A 25,946-nucleotide genomic window follows, 5' to 3' on the forward strand; every position below is an offset into this window, starting at 1 on the left:
GACCACCGGAGCCGCGACCTCGGCCACGTGCGCGAGCACCGGAGCCGCCGGGGCGGCGACCACGCCCACGGCGTCGGCCACGGGCGCCACGGCACCGGCGACCGGTACGGCGACCACGCCGAGGACGTCGGCCGCGTCGGCGACGGGTGCAGCGACCCCGCCCACGAGGTCCGCCACGGGTGCGCGGTCGGCGACGACCGTCAGCAGGCCGGTGACCGTCGCGACGTCGCCCTCCGCCGGCGTCTCCGCATGTGCGGGCTCCGCGGACCACAGCGCCGAGCCGAGAGTCACGAGGAGGCCCGCGCCGACCGCGAGGAGCGCACGGAGCAGCCAGGTCCTCCCCGACACCCCCTGCACGTCCACCGTGGTCCCCCGTCGTCGTGCGATGTCATGACGCTAAGCACCAGAGTTGCGCGCGGCAATAACTGGGGATTTCCTCACCCGTTCGGAGGAATCGGTCAGAACCCCTGCGCCAGGCGGAAGTAGACCTGGTTCCAGCGCACCTGGTCGCGGAAGCCGCGCCGGGTGGTGTCCTCGTCGATGACGAGCAGCTCGGTGCGGGCGATCTCCGCGAAGTCCTCGAACGCCTCGACACCGACCGCGGTCGTGAGCACGGTGTGGTGCGCTCCCCCGGCGGTCAGCCAGGACTCCGCGGACGTGCGGAAGTCGGGGCGGGGCTCCCAGACGGCCCGCGCGACCGGCAGGTGCGGCAGGTCGGCGGTGGGCGGGACGACGTCGACCACGTTGGCGGTGAGCCGGAAGCGGTCGCGCATGTCGGCCAGCGAGACGACGACGCCCACGCCGGGATCGGCGTTGAACACCAGGCGGACCGGGTCCTCCTTGCCGCCGATGCCGAGCGGGTGGATCTCCAGGGTCGGCTTCGACGTGGTCAGCGTCGGGCAGATCTCGAGCATGTGGGCGCCGAGGATCCGCTCCGAGCCGGGAGTCAGGTCGTAGGTGTAGTCCTCCATGAGCGACGCGCCACCGGGCAGGCCCGCGCCCATCACCTTGGCGGCGCGGACGAGGATGGCCGTCTTCCAGTCACCCTCGGCGCCGAACCCGTAGCCGTCGGCCATGAGCCGCTGGACGGCCAGGCCCGGGAGCTGGCGGAGGTCACCGAGGTCCTCGAAGTTCGTCGTGAACGCCTTGGCCCCCAGCGACTCGAGGAGGGTGCGCAGCGCGATCTCTTGGCGGGCGCCGTAGCGCAGGGACTCGTGCCGGTCGCCGTCCGCCCGCAGCTCGGGGACGACGTCGTAGAGCTCCTCGTACTCGGCGACGAGCGCGTCGACGTCTTCCGACGCCACCGCGTCCACGGCCGCCACGAGGTCGTTGACACCCCACGTGTTCACCGAGACGCCGAACCGCAGCTCCGCCTCGGTCTTGTCACCCTCGGTCACGGCGACGTTGCGCATGTTGTCGCCGAACCGGGCGAGCTTCAGCTCGTGCGTGGCGGCCCAGCCCGCGCACGCGCGCACCCAGGTGTCGATCGACGCGACGACGGCCGGGTTGGACACGTGCCCCGCGACCGTCTTGCGCGCGGCGCCGAGCCGGGTCGCGATGTACCCGAWCTCGCGGTCGCCGTGCGCGGCCTGGTTGAGGTTCATGAAGTCGAAGTCGATGGTGTCCCACGGCAGCTCGACGTTCGCCTGGGTGTGCAGGTGCAGCAGCGGGGTGCGCAGCGCGTCGAGCCCCGCGATCCACATCTTGGCCGGCGAGAACGTGTGCATCCACGCGATGACCCCGATCACGGAGTCGTCGGCGTTGGCCTCGAGCGCGGCGCGGCGGATCGCGTCGGAGTCGGTGAGCACCGGCTTCCAGACGAGCTTCGCCGGGAGCGTGTCGCCCAGGACGCGGGCGATCTCCTGCGACTGCGTGGCCACCTGGCGGAGCGTCTCCTCGCCGTACAGGCCCTGGCTCCCGGTGAGGAACCAGATCTCGCGGTCGGCGTAGGGCTTGGTCATGAGTCGCTCTCCGGGGTGTGGGTGGGCTGCTGTCCGTAGACGTTCTGGTAACGCGCGTAGAGGGAGTCGATGTCCGACTGCGCGATCGGGATCGTGTCGCCCAGCTGCCGTGCGATGTGCACGGTGCGGGCGACCTCCTCGACCATCACGGCCGCCTTGACGGCGGCCTTGGCGTCGCGGCCGATGGTGAACGGCCCGTGGTTGCGCATGAGGACCGCGGGGCTGCGGGAACCCTGCAGGGTCTCGACGATGCCGCGGCCGATCGAGTCGTCGCCGATGAGCGCGAACGGGCCGATCGGCACGTCACCGCCGAACTCGTCGGCCATCATCGTGAGCACGCACGGGACCGGCTCGCCGCGGGCGGCCCAGGCGGTGGCGTACGTGGAGTGGGTGTGCACGACGCCGCCGACGGACGGCATGTGCCGGTACACGTAGGCGTGCGCGGCGGTGTCGCTGGACGGTGCGCGGGTGCCGTCGACCAGGTTCCCGTCGAGGTCGCAGACGACCATCGCCTCCGGGGTGAGCTCGTCGTACGTGACCCCGGAGGGCTTGATGACGAACAGGTCGGCAGGACCGGGAGCGGAGCCGACGACCACCCGCTGCGACACGTTCCCGGCGGTCCACACCACCAGTCCCCAGCGCGGCAGCTCGGCGTGCAGCTGCGCGACGACGGTCCGCGTCTGCTGGACCAGGTCCTCGGTGCTCACAGCGCCTCCACCGCGGCCTGCTCGATCGCCAGCCCGGCGCTGTAGCGCTCGAGGTACGCGTCGAAGCCGCGGACGTCGTCCTGGCCCGGCGCGACCGTCTCCGAGACGGCGTCGCCGAACACGCGGGTGGTCAGGTGCGTGCTCAGGTCCTGCTCGTCGGCCGCGCTCAGGTACGCGGCGAGCACCGCGATCCCCCACGCGCCGCCCTCGCCCGCGGTGCTGCCCACGGTGACCGGTGCGCCGACCGCCGCGGCGAGCAGCCGCTGCGCCACTCCGGCGGTGCGGAACAGACCGCCGTGCGCGTACATCGCGTCGAGCTCGACGCCCTCGCCCCGCAGCACGCGCATGCCCAGGCTGAGCGTGCCGAAGGCGCTGTAGACCTGGGTGCGCATGAAGTTGGCCAGGGTCAGCCGGCTGTCGGGGGTGCGCACGAACAGCGGCCGCCCCTCGGACAGGCCCGTGATCGGCTCGCCCGACAGGTAGTTGTAGGCCAGCAGCCCGCCGCCGTCGGCGTCGCCCGCCAGCGCCTCGCGCAGCAGGGCCCCGAACACCTCGTCCGGGCCGGTCGGCTGCCCCAGCGCGGTGGCGAACTGGCCGAACAGCTCGGCCCACGCGCCGAGCTCGCTGGCGCCGTTGTTGCAGTGCACCATCGCGACCAGGTCGCCGCCGGGCGTGGTGACCAGGTCGAGCTCGTGGTGCACCTGCGTGAGCGGCTTCTCCAGCACGACCATCGCGAAGATGCTCGTGCCGACGCTCACGTTGCCGGTGCGGGGTGCGACGGAGTTCGTCGCGACCATGCCCGTGCCCGCGTCGCCCTCGGGCGGGCACAGCGGGATGCCCGGCTGCAGCGTGCCCGTCGGGTCGAGCAGCGCGGCGCCGGCCTCGGTCAGCCGACCGGCCTCCTGGCCGGCGAGCAGGATCTCGGGCAGCAGCGGCGCGAGGTCCGCGCCCGGGTAGGTGGCGAGCATCGTCGCGTCGTAGGCGTTCGTGGCCGTGTCGATCRGGAACATGCCCGAGGCGTCGCCGACGCCCAGCACCTTGCGGCCGGTCAGCCTCCAGTGCACATAGCCGGCCAGCGTGGTGAGGAAGCGGACCTGCGGCACGTGCGGCTCGGCGTCGAGCTCGGCCTGGCGGAAGTGCGCGATCGACCAGCGCAGCGGGATGTTGTGGCCGAACAGCCCGGTCAGCTCCTCGGCGGCGCGGCCCGTGGTCGTGTTGCGCCAGGTGCGGAACGGGACCAGCAGCTCGTCGGCCTCGTCGAACGCGAGATAGCCGTGCATCATCGCGGAGATGCCGATGGCCTGCAGCCGCGCCGGACGCACCCCGTACCTCTGCTCGGTCTCGGCCAGCAGCGCGGCGACGGACTCCTGCAGCCCGGTCCAGACGGCATCCAGCGAGTACGTCCACACGCGGTCGACGAACTGGTTCTCCCAGTCGTGGCTGCCGCTGGCCAGCGGAGCGTGGTCGGGACCGATGAGGACGGCCTTGATGCGGGTGGAGCCCAGCTCGATGCCGAGCGTCGTCGCGCCGGACTCGATGGCCGTCCGGGGGTCGGTTCCGGGGGGATCGACCGTCATCACGCGGCTCCGCTCTTGCGACGAGGACCGCGGCGGACGCCAGCGGCCGGAACACATGTTAGCGCTAACATCGAGCGCGCCGTCCACCCGCCCAGGCTCAGCCGTGGGACGCGCGACCGACCCCGGTGAGCGTCGTGAGCAGGAAGACGCTGTCCTCGACCGCGTGCACCGAGTGCCGCTCGTGCGTGAGCACCCACAGGTGGCCGGTGCTCGCCTCGACGTCCCCGTCGGGAGACTCGACCCGCACCCGTCCGCGCAGGACCTGCAGCGTCGCCGCGTTCGGGGAGTTGTGCTCGCCGAGGCTCGAACCGGCGGTCAGCGCGAGGATCGTCTGCCGCAGCTCGCCGTCGTGCGCCACGATCCCGGCCGAGCGGCCGTGCGGGTCGGAGCGGGCCGCGTCCAGGTGCTGCTCGGCGAGGTCGGCGATGTCGATCATGACCCGAGCGTAGGACTACGCCGGTCGCACCGAGCTCGCGCGCACCACCAGCTCCGCCGGGATCTGCCGGCGCGCCACGACCTCGCCTGCGAACGCGGACTGCAGGGAGCTGACGGCCAGCCGCCCGAGCGCGCCGAAGTCCTGCCGGACCGTGGTCAGCGGGGGCGTGTAGTGCGCGGCGCCGACCTCGTCGTCGAACCCCACCACGGCGACGTCCGACGGCACGCTGACGCCCGTCTCCCAGAACGCGTGCAGCAGCCCGAGGGCCAGCTGGTCGTTCGCCGCGAAGATCGCCGACGGCACCCCCTCACGGGCCATCCGGAGCCCGAGCTCGTACCCGTCGGCCGCGTCCCAGCCGGCCTCGATGTGCTCCGGGGCGCCCGGCCCGGACACCTCGCGCCACCCGGCGAGCCGGTCCTGCGCGTCGAACCAGTCCTGCGGGCCGGCCACGTGGACGACCTCGGTGTGACCCTGGTCGAGCAGGTGCTGGGTGGCCAGCCGGGCGCCGTGCCGCTGGTCGACACCGACCGCGTGCAGGTGCGCGACGGGCGGGACGTCGGACGCCGACGAGATGAGCACCACCGGCACCGGGGACGCGAGGGCGGCGATCGCCTGGGCGACCTCGGTGGTGGGCGCGATGATCGCGATGCCGTCGACGCCCTGGCCCAGGAAGTGCTCGATCGCGGTGTGCATCGTGTCGCCGTCGAACTGGCGGATGGTCGCCACCGACACGTACCAGCCGACCACCCGCGCGGCCTCCTCGAGCCCGACGAGCGTGCTAGTCGGCCCGTACAGCGCAGTGGCCGGGGTGACCACGCCGAGGGTCCCGGAGCGGCGGGTGACCAGGGTGCGCGCCGCGCTGTTGCGGCGGTAGCCCAGCCGGACGATGGCCGCGTTGACCCGCTCGCGCGTCTCGGGGCGGACGCTCGGATGGTCGTTGAGCACCCTCGACACGGTCTGGTGCGAGACGCCCGCGAGCGCGGCGACGTCGCTCATCGCCGGCGGACGCGCGGACGCGTTCATCAGTACTGCTTGCCGAGCTCACGCGAGCGGTCGCGCGCGGCCTCGGCTGCCGCGACGACCCCGGCGCGGACGCCGTGGGCGTCGAGCACCTGGACCGCGGCGACCGTGGTCCCGCCCGGGGAGGACACCCGCTCGCGCAGCACCGCCGGGTGGTCGCCGGACTGGGCCGCGAGCGCCGCGGAGCCCTCGACCGTCGCGATGGCGAGCTTCGTCGCCAGGTCGCGGGTGAGGCCGAGCAGCACGCCGGCCTCGGCCATCGCGTCGATCAGGTAGAACGCGTACGCGGGCCCGGAGCCGGAGATGGCGGTGACCGCGTCGAGGTCCTTCTCCTCCACCCGGACCACGAGCCCGGTGGCACCGAGCATCTTCTCGACGAGAGCCAGGTGCCCCTCGCTCGCGTGCGTGCCCGGGGCGATGGCGCTGGCCCCCTTGCCGACCACCGCGGGCGTGTTGGGCATGACCCGCACGACCGGCTGTGCAGGGTTGAGCCGCTTCTCGTAGGTGGCGATCGGCAGGCCGGCGGCCACGCTGACCACCAGCTCGCCGCCGCGCAGGGCGTCCTTGATCTCGTCCAGGACCGAGGCGACGACGTTGGGCTTGACGGCGAGGAGCACGACGACGGCGCGGGCCGCGGCCTCCGCGTTCGACGAGCCGGTGCGGACCCCGTAGCGGGCGGCGAGCTCCTCGGCCCGCGGCGCGTACCGCTCGGTGACCTCGACCTGCTCGGCAGTCCAGCCTGCGGTCAGCAGCGCGCTGAGCAGGGTCTCCCCCATCACACCGCCGCCCAGCACCGCGACGCGCGGCGTGTCGGCGGTGGGCTCGTCGGTCATCGTGGTCCTCCCGTCCGTGCCGCCGGAGGGCGACGCCGCGAGCCTATCCACGCCGGACGGACGCCGGGGCCGACGCCCAGGGATCCGAGCCCACCCGGATCCCTGGGGCCTGTCTCAGCCGTTCCCGGGCGGTGCGAAGCCGGCCGGCGGCCCGCCGCTGCCGTCCATCACGAAGCCGCCCGGAGGGCCGGTCATCTCGGTCGCGTCGTCGCCCAGGCCCGACAGCCCGGTCGTCGTCGACGTCCCGGTCTCGATCGGCTCGTCGAGGTCCGCGAGGACCACCTCGTCGCCGGCGGACAGACCGTCGGTGATCTCGGTGCGCTCCGTGCCGACCGCGCCGCGCGTGACCGTGACCTCCGTCGGCACGCCGCCCTCGAGCACCTGGACCGTGGCCGTGGCGCCGTCGACGTGGACCGCAGACGTCGGCACGGTGAGCACCTGGTCGGCGCCGGCGACCGTGATCCGGACCTGGGCGGAGGCGCCGTCGTACAGCGTCTCCTCGGTCGGGTCGACGGCGAGCTCGACGGTGTAGGCCGGGTCGGCGGTGGTCGACGTGTCGAGGACGCCGATGCTGCTGACCGTGGCCGTGAGCGTCGCGTCGGTGCTCGGCGTGGTCACCTGGGCGGTCTGGCCGACCGTGACGATGTCGATCTTCGTGAGCGGGACGCTGGTGGTGACCGTGTAGCCGTCGGGGCCGAGGACCGTGATGACGGAGGTGGTCGACGAGGCGGTGACCGAGTCACCCGGGGCCAGCGAGACGGCAGCGACCGTGCCGGCGATCGGGCTGGTCAGGGTCGCGAACGGGAGCCGGCTCTGCGCGAGCGCGACGTTCGCCTGCGCGAGGTCGATGGCCGCCTGGTCGGCCACGATCGTCGCCGCGGAGGCCACGGACGTGGTGGCTCCCGACGAGGAGGACGGCGTGCTGGTCGACGGCGCGCTCGTCGACGGGGTGCTGGTGGAGGGCGCGCTCGTCGACGGGGTGCTCGTCGACGGCGTGCTCGTCGACGGGTTGCTGGCGGACGGGGTGCTCGTCGACGGGCTCGTGCTCGACGAGGAGGACGCCGCCACCGCGCTCTGCAACGCCTGCACCGCCTGGTCCAGCGCGCTCGCGAGGGTCATGAGCGCCTGCTGCTCGGCATCGGTCGCGGTCTGCGCGTCCAGAGCACCGGTCAGGGCGGCCTGGCAGTCGGCGAGCGCCTGCTCGACGGCGGAGGTGTCGGGATCGGCGGTGGCGTCGGGATCGGCCGTGGCGTCGGGGTCCTCGGCCGGAGCCTCGTCGGCGGGCGGATCGGTCGGCTCCGGGGACGGCTCCGGGTCGGGGCTGTCGACGTCGCCGGCGACGACCGCGAGGAACGCCGCGCACGAGGCCTGCGACGCCGTGACGCTCTCGCCGCTGCTCGCCAGCGCGTCGGCGGTGACCTGGTACTGGTCGAGCAGCGCCTTCTGCGCCTGCTGGACGTCGGCCACGGCCTTCGCGACCGCCGGATCCGACGAGTCGCCACGCGGGTCCGCCCCGGGGGTCGGCTCGGTCGTCGGCGCAGCGGTCGGGGCCGACGACGAGGTCGAGGACGAGGAGGTCGAGGACGTCGACGTCGAGCTCGATGCCGTCTGCGAGTCCAGGTCGTCGCTCAGCTGCTGCTGGGCGTCCGCGAGGTCCGCCTCGGCCTTCTGGACGGCGTCCTGCAACGCCTCGGTGTCCAGCGTGGCCAGCACCTCGCCGGCAGCGACGACCTGGCCGACCGACACGCTCACGGTGGCCACCGTGCCGTCCACGGAGAACGCCGCGTCCCGGCGGCTGGCGGACGCGACCGTCCCGACGGTGTCGATGACCTGCTCGACGCTCGACAGCTCGGCGGTGGCGGTGCGGTACCGCTCGTCGGCGGAACCCCCGACAGCGAGGGCGACGCCGCCGCCGCCGGCCACGAGGACCAGGGCGCCCGCGGCGCCGAACCCGACGATCCGGCGCCGACGAGCCCGCCGGCGGAGCGCGACGGACGGGCGTACGGCGCGCTCAGGCATCGGAACCGTCGCCCTGTGCGCCCGCACCGGGGAAGCCGCGACCGAGCATGCCCGTCGAGCACTCGCCGTCGGTCGGCGCGGAGACCGTGACGCTCGTCGCGGTCACCTTGCCGCTGTCGTCGGACTCGCCGCGGGCGGTGGCGCACTGTCCGACGACGATCGCGGACGCGTCGGCCGCGACCGTCGTCGTGTAGGTGGTGGCGTCGGTGACGGTGACCGTCCGCGTCGTCGTGGCGTCGTCCAGGCCGGTCGCCTCGACGGTCAGGGTGCTGCCGTCGGTGGCGGTGACCTTGCCGGTGGCGAGGCCGCCGAAGCCGGCGAAGCCGCCGGGGCCTCCGGACGGCAGGTCGGTCGGAGCACCGTCGGGCAGCTCGCCTGCCGGCATCGACGGCATGTCCGTCGGCATGCCGTCGGGACGGCCACCGCCGCCGGGTCCGCCGCCGCCGAAGCCACCGAAGCCGCCGGTGCAGGTGCCGTCGTCGGCCGGCTCGGTGAGCTGGACGCTGGCGGCCTCCAGCGGAGCGGACGTGTCGGTCGCGTCGCCGCTGGTCGCGGTCGAGACGGCCACCACGCACGCGCCGACCGTGACGTCGGCGAGCGACCCGGCGACCGTCGCGGAGAACGTCGTCGTGTCGGTCCAGGTCACCGCGGTCTGGGCGTCGGTGGACCGCACCTGCATGACGGTCCCGTTCACCGAGGCGATCTCGCCGGACGCACCCCCGCCGGGCCCGGGTCGCTGGGCGTCGTCTGCGCCTTGCTGCTGAGGTGCGGCCGAGGTGGTCGGTGCGGCCGCCTCGGAGGGGCCGGCCGAGCAGCCGGCGAGGACGAGGACCGAGGCCGCAGCGAGCGCGGGAAGCAGTCGCGTGGTCAGGGTGGACATGGAGGGCTCCTTCAGGAAGGGGGAGGTCATTCGGCGCGCAGCGCGTCGATGGGGGCCAGGCGCGCGGCACGCGTGGCGGGGTAGACGCCGAACACCAGGCCGATGCCCATGGCGATCACCACGGACCCGGCCACGGCCGCGCCCGAGACGACGACGGAGGTGTCCAGCAGGCCGGGCAGGATCTGCGCCGCGGCGATCCCGAGGACCGCGCCGAGCACTCCGCCGGCCAGGCCGAGCACCGTGGCCTCGACCAGGAACTGCCGCCGGATGGCCCACGGCGGGGCGCCGAGCGCCTTGCGCAGACCGATCTCGCGGGTCCGCTCGGTGACCGAGACGAGCATGATGTTCATGACCCCGATGCCCCCGACCAGCAGCGACAGGGCCGCGATGCCGGTGAGCAGGACGGTCAGGGTCTTGTAGACGGCGGTCGCCGTGGACACCAGGGCGTCCTGGCTGTTGATGGTGAAGTCGGCGCTGTCGGCGTCGGTGATCCCGTGCAGGTTGAGCAGCAGCGCCTCCGCCTCCTGGTACGCCGCGTTCAGCTGGTCGGTCGATGCCGCCTGGACGTAGATCGTCGACACCGCGTTGCGGTCCTGGCCGCCGACGACCGTGTCCGCCGCCGTGGACATCGGGATGACGGCCACGTCGTCGAGGTCGTTGTCGCCGCTGGCGCCCTCCGCCTCGAGCACGCCGACGACCCGCAGGTCGGTGTCGCCGATGGTCACCGTCTGGCCGACCACCCGCGTGGAGCCGAACAGCTCCTCCGCGGTGGACGGTCCGAGCACGACGACCGCGGCCCGGTCGGCCTCGTCGTCGGCCGTGAAGAACGACCCGGTGGCGAGCGTGCGGCCGCGGACGTCGAGCCAGTCCGTGCTGGTGCCGACCACGCCGGTGGTCCAGTTGGTGTCGTTGGCCTCGAGCGAGGTGGACGTCGTCTTCTCGGCGGCGACCTTGCCGATGTCGGGCGCGTTGACCGACGAGTCGAGCGCCTCGGCGTCGGCGGTGGTGAGCGTGGTGCGCGAGCCGAAGCCCCCGCGCACGCCCTCGGTGCTGGTGCTGCTGCCGGGCTTGACGATGAGCAGGTTGCTGCCCAGCTGGCTGATCTGCTCGCTGACGTCCTTCTGCGTGCCGAGCCCGAGGCCGACCGTGAGGATGACCGCGGCGATGCCGATGAGGATGCCGAGCACGGTGAGGATCGAGCGCATCGCGTGCGAGGTCACCGCCGACCAGCCGGTGCGCAGGGTCTCGGTCCAGGTCATCGGGCACCGTCCGACACGATGAGCCCGTCGTGGACGCGGACGATCCGCTCGGCGCGCTCGGCCACCTCGGCCTCGTGGGTGATCAGGACGATCGTGCGACCTTGCGCGTGCAGCTCGTCGAAGAGCCCCAGGACGTCCCGGGTGGAGGTCGAGTCGAGGTTGCCCGTCGGCTCCGGAGAGCTCGCCGGGACGGTTGTCCATCCGGTCGCCGAGCCCGACCCGGGTCAGCGCCGCGGCGGCCCGGTCCCGGCGGACCGGTGCGTGCACGCGGCCGTAGACCAGCGGGAGCTCGACGTTGCGCCACGCCGAGAGCGACGGCAGCAGGTGGAACTGCTGGAACACGAACCCGATGCGGCGGTTGCGGATGTCGGCCAGGTCGATCTCGTCGAGCTCCCCCACGTCCTCGCCGGCCAGGTGGTACGAGCCGCTGGTCAGGGTGTCCAGGCAGCCCAGGATGTTCATCAGCGTCGACTTGCCCGACCCGGACGGCCCCATGACCGCGACGTACTCGCCCTGGTCGATCCGCAGGTCGACGCCCCGCAGGGCCTCGAACTCGATGCTGCCGGACGTGTAGGTCTTGGTGACGCCGACGAGGTCGATGACCGGCTCGTTGCTGTCGGCCCGGGCCGGCGCGGCGATCGACATCGTGAGCTCAGCCATTCGTCGAACCGCCCTGCTGCTGCGGACCTGCGGGGAAGCCGCCCTCGGGGAAGCCGCCCTCGGGGAAGCCCTCCGGGAAGCCCTCCGGCACGGTGCCGCCCTGGCCCTGGCGACCGCTGCCGCCCGACCCCGGGGTGAACGTGGCCAGCACGACCTCGTCGCCCTCGGCCAGTCCCTCGGTGATCTCCGTGACGCTCCCGGATGTCTCGCCGACCGTCACGGGCACGTCGACGGTCTCGCCGTCGGCACCCACCTGCTCGACCGTGGTCGTCCCGTCGGCCGCCGTGGTGACGGCCAGGCTGGGCACCGTGAGCACGTCCGTGCGGCGCTCGTAGACCAGCTCGACCTCGGCGGCGACGCCGTCGTGCAGGCCCTCCTGGTCCCCCGTGACCGCCACGGTGACCGGGTAGGCCGCCACGCCGGAGTCGCTGGTGGACAGCAGGCCGATCTCGCTGATGGTGCCGAACACCGGCTCCGTGGCGCCGTCGAGCGTCACCTCGGCCTGGTCTCCGACCTCGATGAGCGCGATGTCGGCGTCGGAGACCGTCACGTCCACCTGCCACCCCTCGGTGCCCACGATGGTGAACTGCGCGGACGCGGTGTCGCCGCCGGCCGACGGGACGGAGCTGCTGCCCACCGCGTCACCGACCTCGAGGGTGACCGCGGTGAGCAGCCCGGCGACCGGCGCCGTCAGGGTCGCGCCGTCCATCGCGGTCTGCGCGGTGTCGACGCCGGACTGCGCCACGTCGACCTGGGCCTGGGCGGCGGCGACCTGGGCCGAGCCGCTCGCGTCGTCCAGCTTGGCCTGCGCGCCCGCCAGCGTCGCCTTCGCCTGGAGCAGGTCCGCGTTCAGCTGCAGGGTGTCGACCGTGGCGAGCGTCTGCCCGGCCGTCACGGTCTGCCCGACCGCGACGGGCACGCTGGTCACGGTGCCGCTGACCTCGAAGCTCACGTCCTGCTGCACCGACGGCGTCAGCGTCCCGCTGCCGCTGACCGACTTCTGCATCGTCGTCAGGCTCGTCGCCACGGTCCGCGCGACCGGCTCCCCCGACGCGGCTGCTGCGTCCCTGATCCCGAACCACCAGACTCCCGCTGCGACGAGCCCGATGACGAYCGCGGCGGTGACCGTCCTCGTCAGCGGTGTCGTCCGCCTCCACACGTGCTGCATGTCCGTCCTCACGTCGACCGGTCCTGTGACCTGGGCCGAACGTAGGGACGCGCGCTGGGCCGCCCGTAGCACTGACCTGTGCCCCACCTGTGGATCGCCGCCGGGAGCGGGCACGCAATCGTTTCGGACCTGTCCGATAGATCCTTTCTTTGGTAACTTGACTAAGTCTGTTCCAGTGCTCGTCCACGGATGCCGGCTCCGGGGGCGGGACGACCCAGGAGGTTCAATGAAGAACCGTCATCTGTCGCGCGCCCTCGCCGCCGGGATCACCGCCGCGGCCCTCAGCGGGATCGTCTCGATCCCCGCGCTGGCCGCCGAGACCGTCACGATCGTCGACCCGGACGCCAGCGCCGCGACCCGCTCCCTGTTCAGCTACCTGGACGACGTCCGCGGCGACGGCATCCTGTTCGGCCACCAGCACACGACGTCCTACGGCCTGACGTTCACCGGCGCCGACGGCATCAAGTCCGACGTCGCGAACATGACCGGCGACCACCCCGCGGTCTTCGGCTGGGACACGCTGATCCTGCAGGGCGACGAGGCCCCGGGCTCCGCGAGCAACACGACCGAGCAGAACATCGCCGCGCTCGACGGCCACCTCGTCAAGGCCCACGAGCTCGGTGGGATCAACACCCTGTCCGCGCACATCGAGAACTTCGTCACCGGCGGCAGCTTCTACGACACCACGGGCGACACCCTGCGCGCGGTGCTGCCCGGCGGACCGAAGAACGCCGAGCTCACCGCGTACCTCGACACCATCGCGGCGACGGCCGACGGGGCGCGCGACGCCGACGGGAACCTCATCCCGATCATCTTCCGGCCGTGGCACGAGAACGCGGGCTCCTGGTTCTGGTGGGGTGCCGCGTTCGGCTCCCCCGGCGAGTACAAGGAGCTGTTCCGGTACACGGTCGAGTACCTGCGAGACGTCAAGGGCGTCTCCAACTTCCTCTACGCGTTCGGACCCGGCAGCGGCTTCGGCGGGAACGCCGAGACGTACCTGCGCACGTACCCGGGTGACGAGTTCGTCGACGTCTTCGGCCTCGACGCGTACGACAACACCGGCTCCGAGGCGTTCCTCGACGGGCTGGTGGCGGACCTCGGGATGATCGCCGACCTCGCGGACTCCAAGGGCAAGGTCTCCGCGTTCACCGAGTTCGGCGTGACCAACGGCGTCGGCACCACGGGCTCCAGCCCCGAGAAGTGGTTCACCAAGGTGCTGGCCGCCATCAAGGCCGACCCGAAGGCCAGCCGCAACGCGTACATGCTGACGTGGGCCAACTTCGACGCGGGTCAGCACTACGTCCCCGTGACCGGCGACGCCCTCCTGCCGGACTTCCAGGAGTACGCGGCCGACCCGTACACGCTGTTCGCCGACGAGGTCACCGGGGCGTTCGACCGGCCCGTGGAGACGACGCCTACCGGTCCGGTCCTGCACATCGCGTCCCCCGCGGACAGCGCCCGGGTGGCCACGTCACCGACGACCGTCCGCGCGACCGTCCAGAACGTCGACGCCGACCGCGTCTACGCCACCGTCGGCGGCACCGAGATCGAGCTCTCCCCCGGTGACGGCCTCTGGTGGTCGGCGCCGTGGGACATCCCCGCAGAGCAGCTGGACAACAGCACGCAGACGCTCGAGGTCCACGTGATCGTCGACGGCGTCGAGATGCTGACCGACAGCGCGTCGGTGGTCCTCGGACCGCGACCGACGTTCGGGCCCGGCATCGTCGACAACTACGAGGGCTACGGCGACGACACCGCCCTGCGGGCCGAGTACGTCTCCTACGGCGCCAACACGCTCTCCCTGGACAGCAGCGGCCCGTCCCAGGGGCTGCGGATGGACTACGACTTCGCCACCCAGACCTACACCGGGTTCGGCCGGCAGATCAGCGGCGACTGGTCGGCGTTCAACGAGCTGTCGCTTCGCGTCGACCCCGACGGCTCCGGCAACAAGATGGTCCTCCAGCTCGTCGCCGGCGGGGTCTCCTACGAGGCGTACCCGTCGCTGGCGGGCACCGACCCCTCCGTGGTGACCATCCCGTTCGTCGACTGGCGACCGGCCCCCTGGGACACCGCCAACGCGAACCGGCGGATCACCGACGCGGACCTCAAGGCGATCTCGCAGTTCAACATCTACGTCAACGCGGCCGACGACGGTACCGGCGCCTCGTCGGGAAGCATCGTGGTCGACGACATCGCCGCCCTGCCGGGTGTCGAGCCGCCGCCGCTGTTCTCCGACGTGCTCCCGGGCTCGCCGAACTTCGAGAGCATCCTCTGGCTGCACGACCAGGGTCTCGACGACGGCTACGCGGACGGCACGTTCCGCCCGACCAGGCCGGAGACACGTGAGGCCGTGGCGTCACTGCTCTACCGGTACTCGGAGGCCACCTTCGTCCCCACGGCGAAGTGGCCGACGTTCCTCGACGTCCCCAAGAAGCACGCCTTCTTCAAGGAGATCGAGTGGCTCGCGCACGAAAAGCTCGTCGACACCCGGATCCCGCTGTTCCTGCCCAAGGCACCCCTCGACCGCTCGTACGCGGCCGAGCTGCTCTGGCGGCTCGCGGGATCACCGGAGCCGGCGGCACCCGAGGCGTTCACCGACGTCCCGTCGTGGCACCCGTACGGTTCCGCGATCGCGTGGGCGACCGAGACCGGCATCGTCGTGCCGTCGTCGGCCACCAGGTACGGCGTGCTCAAGGTCGTCACCCGCGGTGACATGGCCGGGTACCTCGACCGGTACGACCACCGGCCGAGCCCGCTGGAACCCGTGGTGCTCTCCGACTTCACCGACGGCGCCCAGGGCTGGGGACCGGTCGGCGAGGGGACCGTCTCGGCGACCGGCGGGTCGCTCACCGTCAGCGCGTCGTCACCCGACGGCGGCTGGTTCGGGTTCGGCCCAGCGGTCGGCGACTGGACCGGGCGCACCCAGGTGACGTTCGACGTGGTGTCCACCACCGGGTTCGACACCAAGGCGGCCCTGCAGGTGGGCTCGTCGTGGACCTGGTGCGAGACCGCGCAGGTGGGCTGGATCTCCGGGCCGACCGCCGACGTGGTCGTCGACCTGGAGACCCTGACCGCCGACTGCGGCGCGCAGCTGGCCGACGTGAAGAAGGTGAACCTGTACTTCAACGCCGGCACCCACGTGCTCGACGACGTGGTGCTCCACTGACTGACCCTCGCTGACGTCCGCACTCGGGTGGGTCTGAACCCGCTCGAGTGCGGACGTTGCGGTGTGGGAAGCGGCAACGTCCGCACTCGAGTGGGTTCCCACCCACCTCAGTGCGGACGTGATGACTCAGGCGGCAGGCAGCAGGAGGCCGTCGCGGATCAGGCCGCGGGCCGACGGGAGGACGTCCGCCGCGACCGCGTCGGCGCCGACCTCCAGCAGGGCGCCCAGGGCGTTGACGATCTGGCCGACCGTGAGCTCGCCGTCGCACACCCCGACGAACCCCGCGAGCGCGGTCCCGGCCTGCACGGCCCGGCCGAACCCGCCGCCCTGGCGCAGCAGGACCACCTGCGGGTCGGGGTCGCCCGGCGTCAGGTACCGCTCCTCGGTGACGTCGGGCGCGACGACGAGGCGCTGGGCGGCGAGGTCGTCGTCGGTCATCGACTGCAGCCAGTCGTCTGCGGCCAGCGACTCGGCGATCGCGGGCCCCAGCGGCTGCCGGACCGAGCCCGTGACCTCCTCGAGTCGCCGCAGCGACGCAGCCCCGAGCGGCTTGCGCAGGGTCACGATGCCGAACCCGATCCCCTCGACGTCCCGCGACGCGAAGTCGTCCAGCCACTGCCCGTAGCGCTCCGCCCACGCGGAACGGTCGCGGTCGGGTGTCGTGCCGCCGTCGCGGATCCACGTCTCGGCGTACTGCGCGGGGTCCTGCAGCTCGCGCTGGACCACCCACCCGTCCAGCCCGCTGGCGTCGAGCCACGACCCGACGCGCTCGTGCCACTCCTCGCCGCGGCGCACCTCCCAGTTGCCCAGCAGCTGCGCCACTCCCCCGGGCGCCAGCACCGCGCCGACGCCCTCGACGAGCTCGCGCACGATCGCGTCGCCGGAACGCCCGCCGTCGCGGTACTCGTACGACGGCATCCCCGGGGTCCGCGGCGTGATGACGAACGGCGGGTTGCTCACGACGAGGTCGAACCGCTCGTCGGCGACCGGCTCGAGCATCGACCCCTTGCGGAGATCGAGCTCCACCCCGGCGAGCGTCGCGTTGAACCGCGCGAACGCGAGCGCGCGCCGGGAGATGTCGGTGCCGACCACCCGGCGCGAGTGCCGCGACGCGTGCAGGGCCTGGATGCCGCAGCCGGTGCCGAGGTCCAGCACGTGGTCGCGGTCGTCGCGCACGGTGACCTGCGCCAGCGTGGTCGACGCCCCGCCGACGCCGAGCACATGGTCGGTGCGCAGGGCCGACCCGGTCGCCAGCTCGCCGAGGTCCGACGCGATCCACCAGTCGACCTCGCCGCCGCCGTCGACCGCCGCGTACGGACGCAGGTCGACCCGCGCACGCACGTCGTCGCCGTCGGACTCCACCATGCCCAGGCGCTCGGCGCCCGCGACCGTGAGCGTGGGCAGCGCTCGCTCGAGCAGCCGCCGCGGCGTGGTGGACCCGAGCAGGAACGTGCGGACCAGCGCCGCGACGACGTCGTCAGACGCTGCCGTGGCACGCAGCGCGGGAACCGGCTCCTCGCGGTGCAGGGCGTCCGCGGCGACCGGCCCGAGCACGTCCTCCACGCGGGCCACGCCGTACCCGGCGGCGGTCAGGTCGTCACGGAGCGCCGCGACGAGGGCGGCATCGGTCAGGGGCGCACCGGGCGCGGGCTGCAGGACCACCCCGCCATCATCCCTGCACCGTCCCGGCTCCCGGGTCCAGGAGCAGGTCGACGACGAGCGGGCGGTGGTCGCTGCCGCGCAGGACGGGCGGGCCGGAGGGGACGCGCGCGGCCTCGATGCCGAGGTCGGGGGACGCGAAGACCGCGTCGATCCGGTGCAGCGGGTCGACCGCGGGGAACGTGGGGTCACCGGCCGGGTCGGAGTCGACCAGCACGCTGGACAGGCGCTTCCACGTGGGCCCGCCCGGACGCTCGTTGAGGTCGCCGAGCACGACCGTCCGCGTGGCGGGGACGTGGGCGAGCAGGATGTCGGACAGGTGCGCGGACCGCTCGTCGCGGACGAGCGACAGGTGCACGACGACGAACCGGACGCCGCCGACCGTGGCCATGGCCACGCCGCGTCGGGTGCGGCCGGCGAGGTTGACCAGCTTGAGCGCGCGCGCGTCCGACACCGAGCGACCCGACGCGACCAGCAGAGCCGTCGTCCGGGCGCCGCGGCCGTTCACCACCGTCCGCAGGCCCACGTCGCGGGCGAACCGCCACATCCGCCACCGGCCGAGCAGCCCCCGAGGGGGTTCCTGCACGCCGAGCACGTCGGGCGCCGCGATGCGCACCACCGCGACGGCGTCCGCTCGGGACAGCTGCAGACCCTTCAGGTTGTACGTCATGACCCGCAGGCGGCCGGCGTCGGGGCTCGTCGTCACCGGGTCATCCTGTCGGACTCAGCGGCCGAGCAACCAGCGGACCTCGTTCCGGAACAGCTGCGCGCGGRACGGCGAGCCGTACGACCGGGCGTCGTGGCCGAGGGCGTCGTAGACCACGCGACCTGGGCCGGGGGCCACCCAGACGACCGGGTGCGCGGTGCCGTCATGGTCGGCGACGACGAGCACGTGCACGTCCGGGGACACCTCCAGAGACAGGTACCGCTCGTCCGGCGCCTCCACCACGGACAGCCCGGCGGTGACCGGGTGCGACGGCTCGACCACGCGGAAGACCGATGGCCCGAGCGGCGGGTGCCAGGACGTCCCCTCGACCCACCGCCCGCCCAGCGTCGACGCCCACGAGGGCCGGTCGAGGAACKCGTTCGCCGCCTGGTGCAGCCCGAGCACGGGGACACCCGAGGCGACCAGCGCGGCGAGCCGGTCGTGGAACGGCGTCCAGTCGTCGTCGGTGCCGTCGAAGTCGGGATCCGGCCGGCCCCGGCCTGCGGCGACGATCACCAGGTCGGGGTCCACGTCGTCCAGCGCGGACGGGAGGGTGCCGCGGATCGTGCAGTCCACCCCGTCCTGCGCCAGCAGCCCGGCCAGCCGGTGGGCGACCGCCGCGGCGTCGTGCCACGGGTCCTCGTAACGGCCGTGGCCGGCGAGCACGAGCGCGTGGGGCATCGGTCCTCCTCCTGCACGCACGACGATGCCCCCGGCCGGGGCCGGAGGCATCGTCGTCGTGCGTCAGCGTGCGAGCGCCTTCTCAGCCTCGCGGGTCAGGTCCTCCCGGTCGGCTCGCGCGGCGCGAAAGCGGGACATCACGACGGCCCCGCCCGCCACGAGCGCGGCCGCGATGGCGATCGACAGGCGCGCYGTCTGGTTGGCGTCGGTCCCCACCGAGATGGCGACCACGGCCGGCGCGATCAGCAGCGCTACGAGGTTCATCACCTTGATCAGCGGGTTGATGGCCGGACCGGCGGTGTCCTTGAACGGGTCGCCCACGGTGTCGCCGATGACCGCCGCCGCGTGGGCGTCGGACCCCTTGCCGCCGAAGTTGCCGTCCTCGACGATCTTCTTCGCGTTGTCCCAGGCGCCGCCCGAGTTGGCCAGGAAGACCGCCATGAGCACGCCGGTCGCGATGGCCCCGCCGAGGAACCCGGCGAGCGGGCCGACGCCGAGGCCGAACCCGACCGCGATGGGTGCGAAGGCCGCGAGCAGACCGGGTGTCGCCAGCTCGCGCAGCGAGTCGCGGGTGCAGATGTCGACGACCTTGCCGTACTCGGGTCGCTCCTCGTACGTCATGATCCCGGGGTGCTCGCGGAACTGGCGACGCACCTCGAACACGATGGCCCCCGCGGCCCGGGTCACGGCGTCGATCGCCAGGCCCGAGAACAGGAACACGGTCGCGCCGCCGAGGATCACGCCGACCAGGGTGACCGGGCTGATGATGCTGTAGTTCAGCATCGCCGCGGTGAGCTCGTCGCCCGCCTGACCCGCCGTCCGCAAGGCGTTCTGCACCGCGTCCGCATAGGACCCGAACAGGGCGGTCGCGGCCAGGACGGCCGTCGCGATCGCGATGCCCTTGGTGACGGCCTTGGTGGTGTTGCCCACGGCGTCGAGGTCTGTGAGGATCTGTGCGCCCTCGGGCGTGACGTCGCCGGACATCTCCGCGATGCCCTGCGCGTTGTCGCTCACGGGCCCGAACGTGTCCATGGCGACGATGACGCCGACCGTGGTCAGCAGACCGCAGCCCGCGAGCGCGATGAGGAACAGGGACAGCGACACGGAGCCACCGGCCAGCAGGAAGACGCCGCAGATGGCCGCCGCGATGATGCCCGCGGTGTATACGGCCGACTCGAAGCCGACCCCGATGCCGGACAGGACCACGGTGGCCGCGCCCGTGAGCGTGGTGCGCGCGACGTGCAGGGTGGGCTTGCTGGTGGTGCCGGTGAAGTAGCCGGTGACCCAGAGGATGACGCCCGCCAGCACGACGCCGATGGCCACGGCCACCGATGCGATCAGCCGCGGGTCGCCCGGGTGGGACTCGAGGCCGGCCGTGCCGCCCGTGAGCTCCGAGAACGACGACGGCAGGTAGATGAACGCCGCCACCGCGGAGAGCAGGACGCCGACCAGGGCGGAGGTGTAGAAGCCGCGGTTGATGGCCTTGAGGCCGCTCTCCGCGCCGCGCACCCGCGTGATGAACACGCCGAGGACGGCGACCAGGGCACCCATCGCGGTGACGACCAGCGGGAACACGAGCCCCTGCTCGCCGAACGCCGCCTTGCCCAGGATGAGCGCCGCGACGAGCGTGACGGCGTAGGACTCGAACAGGTCCGCGGCCATGCCGGCGCAGTCGCCCACGTTGTCGCCGACGTTGTCGGCGATCGTGGCCGCGTTGCGCGGGTCGTCCTCGGGGATGCCCTGCTCGACCTTGCCCACCAGGTCGGCGCCGACGTCCGCCGCCTTGGTGAAGATGCCGCCGCCGACGCGCATGAACATGGCGAGGAGCGCGGCACCGAAGCCGAAGCCCTCGAGCACGGCCGGTGCCTCCGCCCGGTAGATCAGCACGACGGACGCGGCGCCGAGCAGACCGAGGCCCACGACGCTCATGCCGACGAACCCGCCGGTCCGGAACGCGATGCGCGCGCCCTCCGCACGCCCACCGACCTCCGACGCAGCCGCCGCCACCCGGACGTTCGCCCGCGTGGCCAGCCACATGCCCAGGTACCCGATCGCCGCGGAGAACCCGGCGCCGATCAGGAAGAACACCGAGCGACCGATCTTGACACCGCTGTCGCCCGGCAGCAGGAACAGCAGGGCGCAGACGACGACCGCGAAGAGGGCCAGGGTGCGGAACTGCCGGCTCAGGTACGCCGATGCCCCTTCCTGGACCGCGCGCGCGATCTCGCGCATGGACTCGGTCCCCTCACCGGCCGCGAGCACCTGACGACGCAGGACGACGGCGATGAGCAGGGACGCGACCGCGACGGCCGCGATGACACTGACGATCGTGATGCTCGTTGACCCGAGCTCGACCATGCATCCTCCTCGGACTCAGCGAGGCCCCCCTGACCACGCCTGTCCCACAGCCCCGTTGCTGCGCGACTGGGCGAGTCTAGCCACGAGATGTGACGTGGATCGCACCAGGGCGCAGACGGGTGACCGGGACCTCGAACGGCGGGACGATCGGCTTCACCCCCAACCGTTCGGGCGGTGAGGGCGTCTGGACAGGTGAGGGCAGCGCTGCCCCGACCAAGGAGGTCGACCATGAGCTGGGAGGACGATCTGGACCGGCTCGTCGCCGAGCGGGGGTCGGCACTCGTCGCGTACGCCTACCTGCTGACCGGGGACATGTCGGCGGCGGAGGACCTGGTGCAGGACGGGCTCGTGCGGACCTACGCCCGCCGCCGGCCGGACGACGTCACGTGGGTCGAGGCCTACGTCCGACGAGTCATCCTGAACACCTACCTCGACGCCTACCGGGCACGACGTCGCTTCGCCGCAGTGACCCACCTGATCGCGACGCCCGAGGCCGCGGACGACGAGCTCGCCGCCGCCGGAGACCGCGCCGACGTCGCGCGAGCACTCACCGTCCTGTCCCCCCGCGAGCGCGCCTGCGTCGTCCTGCGGTTCTCCGACGACCTCACCCTGCCCGAGATCGGCCGCCGGCTCGGGGTGTCCCCGGGGGCGGTCAAGCGGTACCTGTCCGACGCCCGCCACAAGCTCGAACCGCTCCTTGGTCCCCAACCTGGCCTGTCCTCCGAGGACGTCACCACGATCGCGAAGGGAGCCGGACGATGAACCACGACCTCGAGTCGGCCCTGGGCGAGCTGGCCGACCGCGCCGAGCAGAGCCACCGCCTCGGGCGCGCGCCGCTGCCCGTTGCCCGGATCGCCGCACGTGCCCGTACCCGCCGACGCACCCGTGCCGCCGTGGCGATCGGTGGCGCGGCCGCCGCGGTCGTCATCGTCGCCGGGACCGCGTTCGCGCTCCTCCCGGACCGCACGAGTCCGGCTCCCCCGGCGATCACCCCGTCCCCGTCGGTCACGACGACGACCCCTGCGCCCTCGCCGACCACGACGCCGACCGTCGCGCCGGTGGTCCTGCCGGTCGGCAACCCGGCCCTGCCCTTCGGCACCTGCGGCTCGCTGGCGACGTCGGCACCGGCCGACCCGGTGGACACCCGCGTCGTCGCGCGCGTGGCGCCGGACGCGTCCTCGATGCCGTCCGGCGGGCACCTGGCGGTCGGCGGCGAGGTCGAACGCAACCCCGAGCTCGGCGCGTCCTTGGTGCTCGCCGTGCCCGACGGCGGACCACGGGTCGCCGTCGTGCGCGACGGCGTCGTCGTCGGCACCGCGGGCTTCTACGCCGGGACGTACGACGCCATGTCCGGCCGCAGCGGCAACCAGGGCGAGACTGCCTGGTTCCGCGGCGCGCTCGACCTCACGGTCTGCGATCCCGCGGACGGCGGTACGGCGACCCCGGGACGTCCGCTGCCGGCGGGCACCTACGAGCTGCGGCCCTGGGCCGCGGTCGTCACCTTCGACGGCTTCGCGGACATCCCCCAGGAGCTGGCGCAGGCGACCCTCCCGCTCGAGCAGGCTGCGGCTCTCGACGGCGCTGCCCGCGCGACGGCCCTCGGCGAGCCGGCGACCGTCACCGTGACAGGTGAGGCCGACGAGCAGCTCGCGGCGCCCGGCTCGGACGTCCCGCTCGACGCGACGACCACCGCGGCTCGGCCCGCGTGCGACGGCCCGGCGCCCGCTGCCCCCGTCCGCACGGCGATGCTCGACCTCCAGGTCACCCCGCAGGCGACGACGTTCGCCGCCGGGTCCCCGCTGCGYGCCAGCGGCACCGTGCAGTACACCGGACCGGGCCGGCTGCGCGCGTTCGGCTACTACGCGATCGAGTACTGGGTCGTGCGCGACGGGATCGTGGTGGGTACCACCGTCCAGGCGAACGACGCGTTCTCCGTGGTCGACCTGGGCGCGGGTGCACCTCTCGCCTTCTCGGAGGAGGAGCGGGTGCTGACCTCCTGCATCTCCGGCGTCGAGCAGCCGCTGAGCGACGGGAACCCCCTGCCGGCCGGCGTCTACCAGGTGTACCCGGGCTGGATCTTCTCCGCCCCCGTCGTCCGGCTGCCGTCCGAGACCGTGCCGCTGCAGGACACCAGCTCGGGGTACGCGGTCACGCTGGGAGCACCGTTCACGGTCACGCTCACCTAGTCCTGGCGCCCTCCGTCCGGGGGCATCATGTTCACCCCCAACCGTTCCGATGTGACAGGCGTCTGGGTGGGCGACGGGCGACGGTGACACGGGACGGGAGCACGGGTGAGCTGGGAGTCGGAGCTCGGCGCACTGGTGGCGTCGCGCGGGTCGGCGCTGGTCGCGTACGCGTACCTGCTGACAGGGGACGCGCACGCCGCCGAGGACCTGGTGCAGGACGGCTTGGTCAACTGCTACACCCGACGCCGACCGCACGAGGTCGAGTGGGTCGAGGCCTACGTCCGACGGGTCATCCTGAACACCTACCTGGACGGGTACCGCTCGAAGGCGCGGCTGACGAAGGTCACCCACCTGCTGGCGGACACCCGGGACAGCGACGAGCACGCCGCCGCCGGTGACCGCGCCGACGTCGCCCGCGCACTGGCCGTGCTGTCCCCGCGTGAGCGAGCCTGCGTCGTCCTGCGGTTCTACGACGACCTCACGCTCCCCGAGATCGCCCACCGCCTCGGCATCTCCGGCGGCGCCGTGAAGCGGTACCTGTCCGACGCCCGGCACAGGCTGGAACCCCTGCTCGGGCCGCAGCCGGGGTTGCTGACCGAGGACGTCGCCACCATCGCGAACGGAGGACGGCGATGACCCACGACCTGCAGACCGCGCTCGACGAGCTCGCCGCCCGCGTGGAGGCCTCGCACCGGTCGTCCACCCGGCTCCCGGTCGAGCAGATCGTCACCCGCGTCCGGCACCGCCGCCGTACCCGCGCCGCACTCGTCTCCGGGGGCGCCGCCGCCGGGATCGTCCTCCTCGCCGGCGCGGCGTTCGCGGTCCTGCCGGACCGGACCCCTGAGCCGCCGGCGCACCCGGTCTCGCCGACGACCACCCCGACACCGACCACGGCACAGGTGGTGATGCCGACGGGGGACCCGGGGTTGCCGTTCGGGGTCTGCGGCTCGCTCGTGAGCTCGCCGACGTCGCTGCCTCTCACGGACGCGGCCCAGACCTCGGTCGTCGTCCCCGTGCCGGCGATCGGCGCCGGCGAACCGCTCGGCGTGCAGGCGGAGGTCGGTCTCAGCTTCGTGAGGGACGTGAGCCTGATCAGCCCGGCCACCGGGCCGCGTCTCGTGGTGAGCCGCGACGGCGTCGTCGTCGCCGTCGGGAACGTCTACGACGGCGAGGACGTCGGCCTGGACCACCAGGACTTCGGCGGCGAGTCGGCACCCGTGACGTACGCAGGCTGGCTGGAGCTCTCGGTGTGCGACCCGGGCGACGGCGGCACGAGCTCCGGGCGGGCTCTGCCCGGTGGCAGCTACGAGGTCCGGCCGTGGGCCGAGGTGTCGACGATCGACGTCGCGACGCCCGACCTCGGGTCCACGCAGACCCTCGAGGACCTGGACGCGAGCGCGGACGCCCACCATGCGGCCGTGGTCGGCGACCCGGTCGCGTTCGAGGTGGTCGGCTCCGCCCAGACCCCGAGTCCTCGCCCCTCCTCCGACGCACCCCTGGCCGCCCTGAGCAGCGCGAACCCGGAGGTGGCGTGCGGTGCGCCCATGCCCGCCGATCTCGGCGGCTCGCCGCAGCTAAGGCTCACAGCCACCCCCGCGTCGTCCACCGTCGCCGTCGGCGAGCCCGTCCAGCTGGCCGGCACCCTCGTCTACTCAGGCCCCGGCCACGCGCTGGCCGGTGTCCGCGACTCCCTCGACCTGATCGTCGTGCGCGACGGCATCGCCGTCGCTGCCGACCCGTACACCGACTACTTCTCGCCGCCGGTCGACCTCAGCCATGCCGCGGGCCTCGTCGTCGACGGCGCCGCGTCTCTCGGACAGGGGTGCGACGGACGCCCTCTCCCTCCGGGCACGTACCAGGTCTATCCGCGGATCGMCGTCACCGGGGTCGAGCTGCGGAGCGCCGGCGGCGAGCTGCGCGGCACGTCCGGCGAGCACGGCACCCAGCCCGCCGTCATCGGCACGCCGTTCGTCCTGACCCTCAGCTGACCAACGGTTCACACCCCCCGGTCGTCCAGGAAGATGACGGCACCACAGGGAGGTGGCATGACGGCCTGGGAACAGGTTCTGGACGAGCTCGTGCGGGCTCGGGGGCGTGCGCTGGTGCGCTACGCCACCCTGCTCACGGGCGACGAGCGCGAGGGTGAGGACCTGGTCCAGGACGCGCTGGTGCGGTGCTTCAGCCAGGGTCGTCCGCTGCGGGAGCGGGCGGCCGCCGAGGCCTACGTGCGCCGGGCGGTGCTGACCATCTTCCTCGACGGCCACCGCCGCACGGCCCGCTGGACCGCGGTGCGCCACCTGCTCGCCCGCGACGACGACACCGCCGACCACACCCCGGCGAGCACCGCCCGGCTCGACGTGCAGACCGCCCTGCTGACCCTGCGCCCGCGGCTGCGCGCCTGCGTGGTGCTGCGGTTCTACGACGACCTCACCGTGCCGGAGATCGCCCGCCGCCTGGAGGTCTCCGACGGGACCGTCAAGCGCTACCTCTTCGACGCGATCCGGCAGCTCGAGTCCCTGCTGGGGCCGATGCCCGACGCGCACACCCTCGACATCCAGCTGGTCCCGACAGGAGTGACCCGATGAGCCCCGACCTCTCCCGTGCCCTGCACGACGCCGTCGACACCGGCCCCGACGACGCGCCCTTCGACGTCTCCTCGCTCACCGGGCG

Annotated in this window: 21 protein-coding genes; 6 read left to right on the forward strand and 15 right to left on the reverse strand. The window is 73.1% G+C overall.

The features are described 5' to 3' along the window. From AC1DUQ_RS04870 to AC1DUQ_RS04920, 11 genes are all read right to left on the reverse strand, one after another. Positions 1–348, reverse strand: a 348-nt coding sequence (locus AC1DUQ_RS04870; RefSeq protein ID WP_477073466.1) for a hypothetical protein, incomplete at its 3' end; no start/stop codon positions are given. Positions 349–458: 110 nt separating this feature from the next. Next, positions 459–1,961, reverse strand: coding sequence for an L-arabinose isomerase (gene araA, locus AC1DUQ_RS04875; RefSeq protein WP_477073467.1), 1,503 nt, complete (start codon positions 1,959–1,961; stop codon positions 459–461). Beyond that, positions 1,958–2,668, reverse strand: a complete 711-nt coding sequence (locus AC1DUQ_RS04880) for an L-ribulose-5-phosphate 4-epimerase (RefSeq protein WP_477061259.1) — start codon at positions 2,666–2,668, stop codon at positions 1,958–1,960. The genes araA and AC1DUQ_RS04880 overlap by 4 nt, the downstream gene beginning before the upstream one ends. Then, the gene (locus tag AC1DUQ_RS04885; RefSeq protein WP_477073468.1) at positions 2,665–4,245 is read right to left on the reverse strand and encodes a xylulokinase; all 1,581 of its coding nucleotides are present in this window, start codon (positions 4,243–4,245) and stop codon (positions 2,665–2,667) included. Before AC1DUQ_RS04885 ends, AC1DUQ_RS04880 begins: the two co-directional genes overlap by 4 nt. A 97-nt stretch (positions 4,246–4,342) precedes the next feature. Beyond that, positions 4,343–4,681, reverse strand: a complete 339-nt coding sequence (locus AC1DUQ_RS04890; protein WP_477061257.1) for a cupin domain-containing protein — start codon at positions 4,679–4,681, stop codon at positions 4,343–4,345. 15 nt (positions 4,682–4,696) lie between these two features. Beyond that, positions 4,697–5,704 (reverse strand): LacI family DNA-binding transcriptional regulator, encoded by a 1,008-nt coding sequence (locus AC1DUQ_RS04895; protein ID WP_477061256.1) that lies wholly within the window; start codon positions 5,702–5,704, stop codon positions 4,697–4,699. Beyond that, positions 5,704–6,534 carry a pyrroline-5-carboxylate reductase gene (gene proC, locus AC1DUQ_RS04900; RefSeq protein WP_477061255.1) on the reverse strand — a complete coding sequence of 277 codons (831 nt, stop codon included), beginning with the start codon at positions 6,532–6,534 and terminating at the stop codon, positions 5,704–5,706. Before proC ends, AC1DUQ_RS04895 begins: the two co-directional genes overlap by 1 nt. Positions 6,535–6,648: 114 nt before the next feature. Then, positions 6,649–8,553 (reverse strand): efflux RND transporter periplasmic adaptor subunit, encoded by a 1,905-nt coding sequence (locus AC1DUQ_RS04905; protein ID WP_477061254.1) that lies wholly within the window; start codon positions 8,551–8,553, stop codon positions 6,649–6,651. Then, positions 8,546–9,433 carry a hypothetical protein gene (locus tag AC1DUQ_RS04910; RefSeq protein WP_477061253.1) on the reverse strand — a complete coding sequence of 296 codons (888 nt, stop codon included), beginning with the start codon at positions 9,431–9,433 and terminating at the stop codon, positions 8,546–8,548. Before AC1DUQ_RS04910 ends, AC1DUQ_RS04905 begins: the two co-directional genes overlap by 8 nt. Positions 9,434–9,459: 26 nt before the next feature. Continuing rightward, entirely contained in the window at positions 9,460–11,352 is a 1,893-nt protein-coding gene (locus tag AC1DUQ_RS04915; protein WP_477073469.1) for an ABC transporter permease, read from the reverse strand. After that, positions 11,345–12,520 (reverse strand): efflux RND transporter periplasmic adaptor subunit, encoded by a 1,176-nt coding sequence (locus tag AC1DUQ_RS04920; protein ID WP_477073470.1) that lies wholly within the window; start codon positions 12,518–12,520, stop codon positions 11,345–11,347. The genes AC1DUQ_RS04915 and AC1DUQ_RS04920 overlap by 8 nt, the downstream gene beginning before the upstream one ends. 226 nt (positions 12,521–12,746) lie before the next feature. On the opposite strand from AC1DUQ_RS04920, the gene AC1DUQ_RS04925 reads away from it, so the two are divergent. Further along, a complete protein-coding gene (locus AC1DUQ_RS04925) occupies positions 12,747–15,686 on the forward strand; it encodes a glycosyl hydrolase (protein WP_477061249.1) in 2,940 nt (979 codons plus the stop codon). A 126-nt stretch (positions 15,687–15,812) separates the two neighbouring features. Here the strand turns inward: AC1DUQ_RS04925 and AC1DUQ_RS04930 are convergent, their stop codons facing one another. The 4 genes from AC1DUQ_RS04930 to AC1DUQ_RS04945 all read right to left on the reverse strand — a co-directional run bounded on the left by AC1DUQ_RS04930 (position 15,813) and on the right by AC1DUQ_RS04945 (position 21,090). After that, positions 15,813–17,348: a DUF7059 domain-containing protein gene (locus tag AC1DUQ_RS04930; RefSeq protein WP_477061248.1), complete on the reverse strand. Its 1,536-nt coding sequence runs from the start codon at positions 17,346–17,348 to the stop codon at positions 15,813–15,815. A 7-nt stretch (positions 17,349–17,355) separates the two neighbouring features. Next, complete coding sequence (locus AC1DUQ_RS04935) at positions 17,356–18,051, reverse strand: endonuclease/exonuclease/phosphatase family protein (RefSeq protein WP_477061247.1); 696 nt, start codon at positions 18,049–18,051, stop codon at positions 17,356–17,358. An 18-nt stretch (positions 18,052–18,069) separates the two neighbouring features. Next, positions 18,070–18,732, reverse strand: a complete 663-nt coding sequence (locus AC1DUQ_RS04940; protein ID WP_477073471.1) for a ThuA domain-containing protein — start codon at positions 18,730–18,732, stop codon at positions 18,070–18,072. A gap of 63 nt (positions 18,733–18,795) precedes the next feature. After that, positions 18,796–21,090: a sodium-translocating pyrophosphatase gene (locus AC1DUQ_RS04945; RefSeq protein ID WP_477061245.1), complete on the reverse strand. Its 2,295-nt coding sequence runs from the start codon at positions 21,088–21,090 to the stop codon at positions 18,796–18,798. Between the two features lie 228 nt (positions 21,091–21,318). On the opposite strand from AC1DUQ_RS04945, the gene AC1DUQ_RS04950 reads away from it, so the two are divergent. The 5 genes from AC1DUQ_RS04950 to AC1DUQ_RS04970 all read left to right on the forward strand — a co-directional run bounded on the left by AC1DUQ_RS04950 (position 21,319) and on the right by AC1DUQ_RS04970 (position 25,861). Beyond that, complete coding sequence (locus AC1DUQ_RS04950) at positions 21,319–21,852, forward strand: sigma-70 family RNA polymerase sigma factor (protein WP_477061244.1); 534 nt, start codon at positions 21,319–21,321, stop codon at positions 21,850–21,852. Next, positions 21,849–23,276 (forward strand): hypothetical protein, encoded by a 1,428-nt coding sequence (locus tag AC1DUQ_RS04955; protein WP_477061243.1) that lies wholly within the window; start codon positions 21,849–21,851, stop codon positions 23,274–23,276. Before AC1DUQ_RS04950 ends, AC1DUQ_RS04955 begins: the two co-directional genes overlap by 4 nt. Before the next feature lie 105 nt (positions 23,277–23,381). Next, positions 23,382–23,912 (forward strand): SigE family RNA polymerase sigma factor, encoded by a 531-nt coding sequence (locus tag AC1DUQ_RS04960; RefSeq protein WP_477061242.1) that lies wholly within the window; start codon positions 23,382–23,384, stop codon positions 23,910–23,912. Continuing rightward, positions 23,909–25,264, forward strand: a complete 1,356-nt coding sequence (locus tag AC1DUQ_RS04965) for a hypothetical protein (protein ID WP_477073472.1) — start codon at positions 23,909–23,911, stop codon at positions 25,262–25,264. Before AC1DUQ_RS04960 ends, AC1DUQ_RS04965 begins: the two co-directional genes overlap by 4 nt. 57 nt (positions 25,265–25,321) lie before the next feature. After that, a complete protein-coding gene (locus AC1DUQ_RS04970; protein ID WP_477061240.1) occupies positions 25,322–25,861 on the forward strand; it encodes an RNA polymerase sigma factor in 540 nt (179 codons plus the stop codon). Positions 25,862–25,946: the final 85 nt, after the last annotated feature.

This window comes from Cellulomonas sp. P4_B5_2, assembly GCF_056402235.1.